The sequence below is a fragment of the Pseudomonas sp. PS02303 genome (assembly GCF_029959925.1).
Taxonomy (GTDB): Bacteria; Pseudomonadota; Gammaproteobacteria; order Pseudomonadales; family Pseudomonadaceae; genus Aquipseudomonas; species Aquipseudomonas mandelii.
In genome coordinates, this window is sequence record NZ_JASCOM010000057.1 from 20931 (window position 1) to 30248 (window position 9318).

Below are 9318 nucleotides of genomic sequence, written 5' to 3' on the forward strand. Positions count from 1 at the left end.
CGAGGGGCATTCTAAACACATCCGCTGAGGATTCGTGAACCGCCCGGCGAGAATAAATCGGGCTACGCTGACGAGAACTGACCAGTCACGGTGGGACCTGTTGAAATTGCCGCGCAATTGGCACAGATTGGCTACCAAACAACTACAACAAACGTTTCGCCTGTCTTTCGACCAAGGAATCCACCCGGTCTGTCAGACATCTCCATAAAGCCTGTGGGGAATGGACGAAATGCACGACCAAGGGGCCGCTGTTTGAAAAAGCGTCTGTTCGTTACGGGTCTGAGTGGATTCGTAGGACAACACATCCAAACCCGCCTGAAGGCTGATGCCTCGGAATGGGAGCTTCTGCCTGTCGCCGCCCGCTACGATCTCGGCGAGCCAGGCTCCCTCGACGGCCTCTGGCCGGCCATGCCCGACGCGGTCATTCACCTGGCCGGCCAGACCTTCGTTCCCGAAGCCTTCCGCGATCCGGCACGCACGCTGACGATCAACCTGCTCGGCACCTTGAACCTGCTTCAGGCACTCAAGGCCCGTGGCTTCAACGGGACCTTCCTGTACGTCAGCTCCGGCGACGTCTACGGGCAAGTGACCGAGTCAGACCTGCCCATTACCGAACACCAGCCACCCTGCCCGCGCAATCCCTATGCCGTCAGCAAACTGTCGGCCGAGTTCCTCAGCCTGCAATGGGGCCTGAGCGAAGGCTGGCCGGTCGTGGTCGCACGCCCGTTCAACCACATCGGCACCGGCCAGAAAGACAGCTTCGTCATCGCCAGCGCCGCCCGCCAGATCAACCGTATCAAACAAGGCCTGCAAGCCCCGCAACTGGAAGTCGGGGACATTGACGTCACACGCGACTTCCTGGACGTGGGCGATGTGGTGTCCGCCTATCTGGCGCTGCTGGAAAAGGGTACGCCGGGACAGGTCTACAACATTTGCTCGGGGCGCGAGCAGAGCATCCGCAGCCTGATCGAACAACTGGGGGACCTCGCCCAGGTCGACCTGCAATTGATTCAGGATCCTGCGCGTTTTCGCCGCGCGGATCAGCGTCGCGTTTGTGGCAGCTCTGCCAAGCTTGCCCAGACCACAGGATGGACGCCTGAAATCACAACACAACAATCCCTGCGGGCGATCCTGTCCGACTGGGAGAAACGAGTAAAAGAAGAATGACAAAAAGTGCATTGATCACGGGGATCACCGGTCAGGACGGCGCGTATCTGGCCAAATTGCTGCTCGACAAGGGCTACAAGGTCCACGGCCTGGTGGCGCGTCGCAGCAGCGATGCACGCTGGCGTTTGCGTGAAATGGGAGTCGAGGGGGACATCGTTTACCTGGACGGTGACATGGCCGATGCCTGCTCGGTGCAGCGCGCGGTGATCAAATCCGCTCCGGACGAAATCTACAACCTGGCGGCGCAAAGCTTTGTCGCGGCCTCCTGGGATCAACCGGTCACCACCGGCATCGTTGACGGGCTGGGCGTGACTCACCTGCTCGAAGCGATCCGCCAGTTCAGTCCGCACACGCGTTTTTACCAGGCGTCTACCAGCGAAATGTTTGGCCTGATCCAGGCCGAGCAGCAGGACGAGAACACGCCGTTCTACCCGCGCAGCCCTTACGGCGTGGCCAAGCTGTATGGCCACTGGATCACCGTGAACTATCGCGAAAGTTTCAACCTGCACGCCAGCAGCGGGATCCTGTTCAACCATGAATCGCCCCTGCGCGGCATCGAGTTCGTGACCCGCAAAGTGACCGACGCCGCCGCCCGCATCAAACAGGGCAAACAGCAGGAACTGCTGCTGGGCAACATCGACGCCAAACGCGACTGGGGGTTTGCCGGTGATTACGTCGAAGCCATGTGGCTGATGCTGCAACAGGACAAGCCTGACGATTTTGTGGTCGCTACCGGCGTGACCACCACCGTGCGCGAGATGTGCCGCATCGCCTTCGATCACGTGGGCCTGAACTACCGCGACTTCGTGAAGATCGACCCGGCGTTCTTCCGCCCGGCCGAGGTCGAAGTGCTGCTCGGCAACCCGGCCAAAGCTCAGCGCGTATTGGGCTGGAAGCCAAAAACAGACCTGGATACCTTGATCCGCATGATGATGGATGCGGACATGAAACGCGTCGCCAAGGAGTAGGCCATGCTGATTCCTGTGATTCTCTCCGGCGGTGCCGGTACTCGCTTGTGGCCGGTGTCCCGCGAGGGCCATCCCAAGCCGTTCATGACCCTGCCCGACGGTCAGTCGCTGCTGGGCAAAACCTATCGGCGAGCGGCCGGTCTGCTTGATGGCTGGGGCGATATCGTCACAGTGACCAACCGCGACTACTACTTCCAGAGCAAGGATCACTATCAGGAGGCGCAGCTCAGCCGCCATCGCGGGCACTTTCTGCTGGAGCCGACAGGCCGCAACACCGCCCCGGCCATCGCCGCCGCCGCCCTGTCACTGCAAGCCCTGCACGGCGATGACGCGATCATGGTGGTGATGCCCGCCGACCATTTGATCCTCAACGAAAACGCCTTGAAGTCTGCGGTCGAACACGCCGTGGCACTGGCCAAGGATGGTTTCCTGGTGACGTTCGGCGTGGTGCCGACGGCCCCGGAGACCGGTTTCGGCTACATCGAGACCGGTGCGGCACTGGACGAAAAAGGCGCCGCCAAAGTGCAGCGTTTCGTCGAGAAACCGGATCTGCAAACCGCCACCCATTACCTGGAAAGCGGCAAGTTCCTGTGGAACTCGGGGATGTTCTGTTTCTCCGTGACGACCGTGCTGGCCGAATTGCAGATCCATGCCCCCGAGCTCCTGGAGCAGACGCAAACCTGCATGACGCAAAGCGCCCCCGTGGAAACGGCCGGGTGCCTGCAGCAGGAATTATCCCCGGCGTTGTTTGCCGAGATCACTGACATTTCCATCGACTACGCCTTGATGGAACGCTCCGACAAAGTGGTGGTGGTGCCCGCCGGTTTTGACTGGAGCGACATCGGCTCCTGGGGCGCGGTGGCCGCGCTGGTGCCGGCGGATGCGCAAAACAACCGCGCCAGCGGTGACGCGGTGTTCGTCGACAGCCACAACAACTTCGTCCAGAGCGAAGACCGGCTGGTAGCCGCGGTGGGTGTGGATAACTTGATCATCATCGACACCGCCGACGCGGTGCTGGTGGCCCACGCCGATCGCGCACAGGATGTGCGCCGGGTGGCCAAGCAGCTCAAGGACAAAAAGCACGAGGCCTATCGCCTGCACCGCACGGTCAGCCGGCCCTGGGGCACCTACACCGTGCTCGAGGAAGGCCCTCGCTTCAAGATCAAGCGCATCGTGGTCAAACCAGGCGCCAAGCTATCGCTGCAAATGCACCACCACCGCAACGAACACTGGGTGGTCGTCGAAGGCATGGCCAAGGTCACCAACAACGGCGCCGGCACCCATCTGGTGGCCAAGAACGAATCAACCTTCATTGCCGCCGGTCACAAGCATCGCCTGGAAAACCCGGGCGTGATCGACCTGGTGATCATCGAAGTGCAAAGCGGCGAATACCTGGGAGAGGACGATATCGTTCGCTTCGAAGACCAATACGGCAGGACGGTTTGAATGCTGCTTTCCCTATACCGCACGCTGCGTAGTTATCGAGGGTTTATCTTCGGTAGCGTCCAGCGTGAGTTTCAGGCGCGTTATCGCAATTCGCTGTTTGGTGCTCTATGGCCGGTGCTTAACCCCCTGTCGATGATCATCGTCTACACCGTGATTTTTTCCCACATCATGCGCGCGCGCCTGCCGGGCGTGGATGACAGCATGGCCTACAGCGTTTACCTCTGTGCCGGCCTGCTCGCCTGGGGACTCTTTGCGGAAATCACCCTGCGCAGCCAGAACATGTTTCTGGAAAACGCCAACCTGCTGAAGAAAATCAGCTTCCCACGGATCTGCCTGCCGGTGATTGTGCTGTTTAACGCGGGCATCAACTTCGCAATCATCATGGCCCTGTTCCTGGGCTTTCTGCTGATCACCGGACGTTGGCCGGGTATGGCGTTGTTCGCGTTGATACCGCTGATGGCGTTGCAAATGATGTTCTGTGCCGGGCTGGGAATGATACTCGGCGTGTTGAATGTCTTCTTCCGGGATGTCGGGCAACTCTTCGGCATCTGCCTGCAATTCTGGTTCTGGCTGACGCCCATTGTTTACCCGATGAGCATCCTGCCGGACTGGGTGCAGCGCCTGCTGCAACTCAACCCCCTGACCAACCTGATCGTCAGCTATCAAAACATGTTTCTTTATGGGCAATGGCCGGTCTGGAGTTCGCTGCTGCCGATTTTTGTCACGGGCTTAGTGTTCTGTCTGATCGGGCTGCGTCTGTTTCGCCAGCGCGTCGGTGAAATGGTGGATGAACTCTGATGGGGCATATTCGCGTCACCGGCCTGGGCAAGGCCTACAAGCAATACCCGACCCGCTGGAGCCGACTGGCCGAGTGGCTGATTCCGTTTTCGCCCCTGCGCCACCACCAGCACTGGGTGCTGCAAGACGTCGAATTCGAGATTGCCCCCGGTGAAGCGGTGGGCATCGTCGGGGTCAACGGCGCAGGCAAAAGCACCTTGCTGAAGATGATCACCGGCACCACCCAACCTACGTGCGGCAAGATCGAGCTCGAAGGCCGGGTGGCGGCCCTGCTGGAACTGGGCATGGGCTTTCACCCGGACTTTACTGGCCGACAGAATGCAATCATGGCCGGGCAATTGCTGGGCATGCAGGTCGATGACATCGAAGCGCTGATGCCACAGATCGAAAGTTTCGCGGAAATCGGCGAAGCCATTGACCATCCGGTGCGAACCTATTCCAGCGGCATGCAGATGCGCCTGGCGTTCAGCGTGGCCACCGCGCAGCGTCCGGACATCCTGATCGTCGACGAAGCCCTCTCCGTGGGCGACGCCTACTTCCAGCACAAGAGCTTCGAACGCATCCGCAGCTTCCGCAAGGCTGGCACCACCCTGCTGATCGTTTCCCATGATCGCTCGGCCATCCAGTCGATTTGCGATTCGGCGATCCTGCTCAAAGACGGCCGCATGGCCATGTACGGCAAACCCGAAGCGGTCCTGGATTACTACAACGCCCTGATGGCCGAGCGTGAAGGCCAGGTGGTCCGTCAGGAAATGCTCGCCGGCGGCGAAGTCCAGACCGTGTCCGGCACCGGTGAAGTGGCCATCCTCAGTGTGCGGATGCTGGACGAGAATGAACGTTCCATCGACGCCGCCGAGGTCGGTCAGAGCGTGGTGCTGGAAGTCCAGGTCGAAGTCCGCCAGGACATCGAGCGATTGGTGCTCGGTTTCATCCTCAAGGACCGCCTGGGTCAAATGATGTATGGCATCAACACCCATCGCCAGGACAAGGCCCTGACCGATCTGCACGCCGGGGAGCGTTACACGTACCGTTTTTCCTTCGTCATGGGCCTGGGCAAGGGCAACTATTCCGTGTCCCTGAGCTTGTCGCGGCTGGACTCGCATCTGGATCGCAACTACGAATGGCGCGATTACGGGCTGGTGTTCCATGTGATCAACAACCGGCATGAAGACTTCGTCGGCTGCTCGTGGCTGGCGGCGCAAACCACCATTACCCGCTCCGACTCGATTGTTTCGGAGCGCACGCCATGACGCGCCTTCTGGTGGAATGCACCCACGTGTTCCTGCACCCCAAAGTCAATTCGGGCATCCAGCGGGTGGTGCGTAACGTCATCAATCAATTGCCGGCTAGCGTCGACGGTGTTGAGTGCATTCCAGTGGTGATGCTCAACGGCAAACTCTATCGGGTGCTCAAACTCGGTGCGTTGAACATCCCGTTTTTTGATGGGCTGATGACATTCGGTGGGCGACTGGAGCGGCTGGCTCATCGTTTCTGGCAGCTGCATCAACGCTTGCACAATCGCAGTCACTCGCGAGTGGTCAAGCGCCTGCTGCACGTGGCCTACCGCCTCACGGCGATCACCTGCTTCAGCATTCCTTTGCGCCTGATCGACGCCATCAACCAATATCAACTGCCCAAACGGTGCTCGCCATTGCAACATCAGCCGGGCGATCAACTGGTGTTGCTCGATTCCTCCTGGCACAGCGATTTCTTCCCGTTTGCCGAACAGCTCAAGCGTGAAGGCGTGGGCATCGTTTCGGTGATCTACGACCTCATCCCGCTGACTCACCCACAGTTCTACGACACGCGGCTGGTGCAGATTTTCAACGAGTGGTTCAACTGGATCACCCAGACCGCCGACGGCTACGTGGCGATCTCCGCCACGGTGCGCGATCAGGTGCGCGAGGAATTGCAGCGTCGGCTGGGCCCGGCCAAAGCCGATACGTTGTGGTTCGATTATTTTCACCTCGGCTCCGAACTGGACCTGAGCGAAGCCTGCGCCGCCGTCGAGCCGAGACTGACGCACGTATTCAAAACACCGGAGCCGGTGTTTTTGATGGTCAGCACCATCGAGCCGCGTAAAAACCACGATTACCTGCTCGACGCGTTCGAACGTGCCTGGGCCTCAGGTTCGCACGCCCGGCTGTGCATCGCCGGGCGCATCGGCTGGAAGTGCGACGCCCTGCTCGCCCGCGTGCGCAACCACCCACAGTTGAACCAACGCCTGTTCATGTTCAACGACCTGAGCGACACCAGCCTCGAACACGCCTATTCCCACGCTAGCGCGCTGGTGTTTCCGTCGTGGGTTGAAGGCTTCGGCTTGCCACTGGTGGAAGCCATGCAGCGCGGTTTGCCGGCCATGGGCAGCGACATTCCGATCTTTCGCGAAATCGGTGGCGAGTTCATGGCGTACTTTGACATCGCCGAACCGCAAAGCCTGGCGGACCTGGTCACCGGTTTCGAACGCTCCGGGAAATTCCCGGCCGCTCGCAGCGTGGCGGACTGGCAGTGGATCGGCTGGCGTGAAGCCAGTGCGCAACTGGCTGAACGCACCCTGCGCAATCTGGTAGACGCGCCGGTCGTGCAAGAGAGGCAGCATGCGAATTGCCCTTAACGCCCGGATCCTTCAAGCCCCGCGCACCGGCATCGGCCATTACGTCGCCGAACTGGCGAACGCGCTTGCTGATGAGCCCGATGTCGAACTCGCACTGTTCCACGGTTGGGGCTGGAGTTCGGACTTGCCAGAAGCCGCCATGCCCGGCTATTCGCGACTGACGCCGTTGCTGCGACAAATTCCGGGGGCTTATCAAGCCCGGCGCTGGCTGGAGCAGAAACGCTTCGATCAAGGGCGCTCGAAAACCATCGACCTCTATCACGAACCGAGCCTGTGGCCGCTGTCGTTCGACGGCCCGACGGTCATCACCCTGCATGACCTGACGCACCTGCACTACCCCGACACGCAACCCCCCTCGCGCCTGCGGGAAATCGAGCGGCGCCTGGCCGACGGCGTGCAGCGAGCGAGTCTGATTCTTACCGACTCGCAGTACATTGCCGACGAAGCCCAGGCGTATTTCGCACTGCCGGCCGAGCGTTTTGTCGTCGCACCGCTGGGCGTGGCCGCACGTTTCCACCCACGGGAGCCTGAAGCCATTAACGCGGTGCTCAAGACTCACGGCGTCGAGGCGCGGGAATACTTCCTGTGTGTTGGCACCCTCGAGCCGCGCAAGAACCTGACGCTGGCCCTGCGCGCCCATGCCCTGTTACCGGCAGCCGTGCGCCAGGGTTTTCCCTTGCTGATCGCCGGCATGGCCGGTTGGCAAGGCGAACAATTCAGCGATGAATTGCGCGCAGCCCTGGCCACCGGGGATGTGTGCCTGCTCGGGTATCTGCCTGACGAACAGATCGCGCAATTGTTGGCCGGTGCCCGGGCACTTGTTTTTCCGTCGCTCTACGAAGGTTTTGGTCTACCGGTTCTTGAAGCCATGGCCAGCGGCACGCCGGTGATCCTCGCTCGACGTTCGGCCATGCCAGAGGTTGCGGGGGCTGCGGGCAATTACATTGAACCTGACGAACCGGAAGGCCTGCGTGATGCAATGACCCGTCTGATCGACGATCAAGCGTATTGGCAGGCTTGTCGGGAAGCCGGATTGCAACAGGCACGGCTGTTTACCTGGGAGCGCTGCGCCAGCATTACGGCCAGCGCCTACCGCCAGGCAATGGGAGGTTGAATGCGAGTACTCCATTTTTTCAAGACGTACCTGCCTGACTCGGTCGGCGGTATCGAGCAAGTCATCTTTCAATTGTGCGAAAGCGGTGCGCAGCACGGCGTTGAAAGCCAGGTGCTGACACTCAGTGCCGATCCGACCCCACCCGTGATGCAACTCGGACAACACGAAGTCCACCGGGCCAAACTCGACATTCAGTTTGCTTCCACGGGGTTTTCCTGGAGCGTCTTCAAACAGTTTCGCGAGTTGGCGGCCGAGGCTGACGTGGTCAATTACCACTTCCCGTGGCCATTCATGGACCTGGTGCACTTCACCAGCAGCCTGAACAAGCCGAGCGTGGTGACGTACCACTCGGACATCATTCGCCAGAAGCACCTGCTCAAGTTTTACCGGCCATTGATGAACCGCTTCCTGGCCAATGCCGACCGGATCGTCGCCGCGTCGCCCAACTACTTCCACACCAGCGAGGTCCTGCAACAGTTTCAGCACAAGACTCGAGTGATCCCGTATGGTTTGAACAAGGCAGGTTATCCACAGCCCGACAGCGATCGCATGGCCCGGTGGCGGCAAACACTTGGGGATAAGTTTTTCCTGTTCGTTGGCGTGATGCGCTATTACAAGGGTTTGCACATCCTGCTCAACGCCTTGAAAGACCTGGATTACCCGATGGTGATTGTCGGCGCCGGCCCTCTGGAAACCGAGCTTCACGCCCAGGCTGCGGCTTTGGGTTTGCGCAACATTCACTTCCTCGGGCGTTTGGGGGAAGAAGACAAAGCAGCGTTACTGCAACTGAGCTACGCCATCGTCTTTCCGTCGCATCTACGCTCGGAAGCGTTCGGTATCTCGCTGCTCGAAGGCGCGATGTACGGCAAGCCGATGATCTCCAGCGAAATCGGTACCGGCACAAGCTACATCAACATCCACAACGAAACCGGGCTGGTGGTGCCGCCGAGTAATCCACAGGCGTTCCGAGAAGCAATGCGCACGTTGTGGGAAGACCCGGTGTGTGCGGCAGCAATGGGCGTGAAGGCTGAGGCGCGTTATCGGCAGTTATTCACCGCCGATGAAATGGGCCGCAAGTGGACGGCGTTGTACGAAGAACTGCTGGAAGAGAAATCCCTGTCCTACGCCTGAAATCTGTAGGAGCGAGGCTTGCCCGCGAAGGCGGTGTGTCAGTCGACATCAATGTTGAATGACACGCCGCCTTCGCGGGC

At 60.2% G+C, this 9318-nt stretch carries 8 protein-coding genes; all 8 read left to right on the forward strand.

From position 1 onward, the window contains the following. Positions 1-252 precede the first annotated feature (252 nt). Genes QMX98_RS15320 through QMX98_RS15355 form a run of 8 tightly spaced genes read left to right on the forward strand, consistent with a single transcriptional unit; the run spans position 253 to position 9238 of the window. Positions 253-1167: a GDP-mannose 4,6-dehydratase gene (locus tag QMX98_RS15320; RefSeq protein ID WP_282410992.1), complete on the forward strand. Its 915-nt coding sequence runs from the start codon at positions 253-255 to the stop codon at positions 1165-1167. Continuing rightward, the gene (gene gmd, locus QMX98_RS15325; RefSeq protein WP_010465433.1) at positions 1164-2135 is read left to right on the forward strand and encodes a GDP-mannose 4,6-dehydratase; all 972 of its coding nucleotides are present in this window, start codon (positions 1164-1166) and stop codon (positions 2133-2135) included. Before QMX98_RS15320 ends, gmd begins: the two co-directional genes overlap by 4 nt. A gap of 3 nt (positions 2136-2138) precedes the next feature. Beyond that, positions 2139-3581, forward strand: coding sequence for a mannose-1-phosphate guanylyltransferase/mannose-6-phosphate isomerase (locus tag QMX98_RS15330; RefSeq protein ID WP_010465435.1), 1443 nt, complete (start codon positions 2139-2141; stop codon positions 3579-3581). Further along, a complete protein-coding gene (locus QMX98_RS15335; protein WP_083375406.1) occupies positions 3582-4379 on the forward strand; it encodes an ABC transporter permease in 798 nt (265 codons plus the stop codon). Beyond that, entirely contained in the window at positions 4379-5629 is a 1251-nt protein-coding gene (locus QMX98_RS15340) for an ABC transporter ATP-binding protein (protein ID WP_282410993.1), read from the forward strand. The genes QMX98_RS15335 and QMX98_RS15340 overlap by 1 nt, the downstream gene beginning before the upstream one ends. Beyond that, the gene (locus QMX98_RS15345; RefSeq protein ID WP_282410994.1) at positions 5626-6993 is read left to right on the forward strand and encodes a glycosyltransferase family 1 protein; all 1368 of its coding nucleotides are present in this window, start codon (positions 5626-5628) and stop codon (positions 6991-6993) included. The genes QMX98_RS15340 and QMX98_RS15345 overlap by 4 nt, the downstream gene beginning before the upstream one ends. Beyond that, positions 6977-8107 carry a glycosyltransferase family 1 protein gene (locus tag QMX98_RS15350; RefSeq protein WP_282410995.1) on the forward strand — a complete coding sequence of 377 codons (1131 nt, stop codon included), beginning with the start codon at positions 6977-6979 and terminating at the stop codon, positions 8105-8107. The genes QMX98_RS15345 and QMX98_RS15350 overlap by 17 nt, the downstream gene beginning before the upstream one ends. Beyond that, positions 8108-9238 (forward strand): glycosyltransferase family 4 protein, encoded by a 1131-nt coding sequence (locus tag QMX98_RS15355; protein WP_282410996.1) that lies wholly within the window; start codon positions 8108-8110, stop codon positions 9236-9238. Positions 9239-9318: the final 80 nt, after the last annotated feature.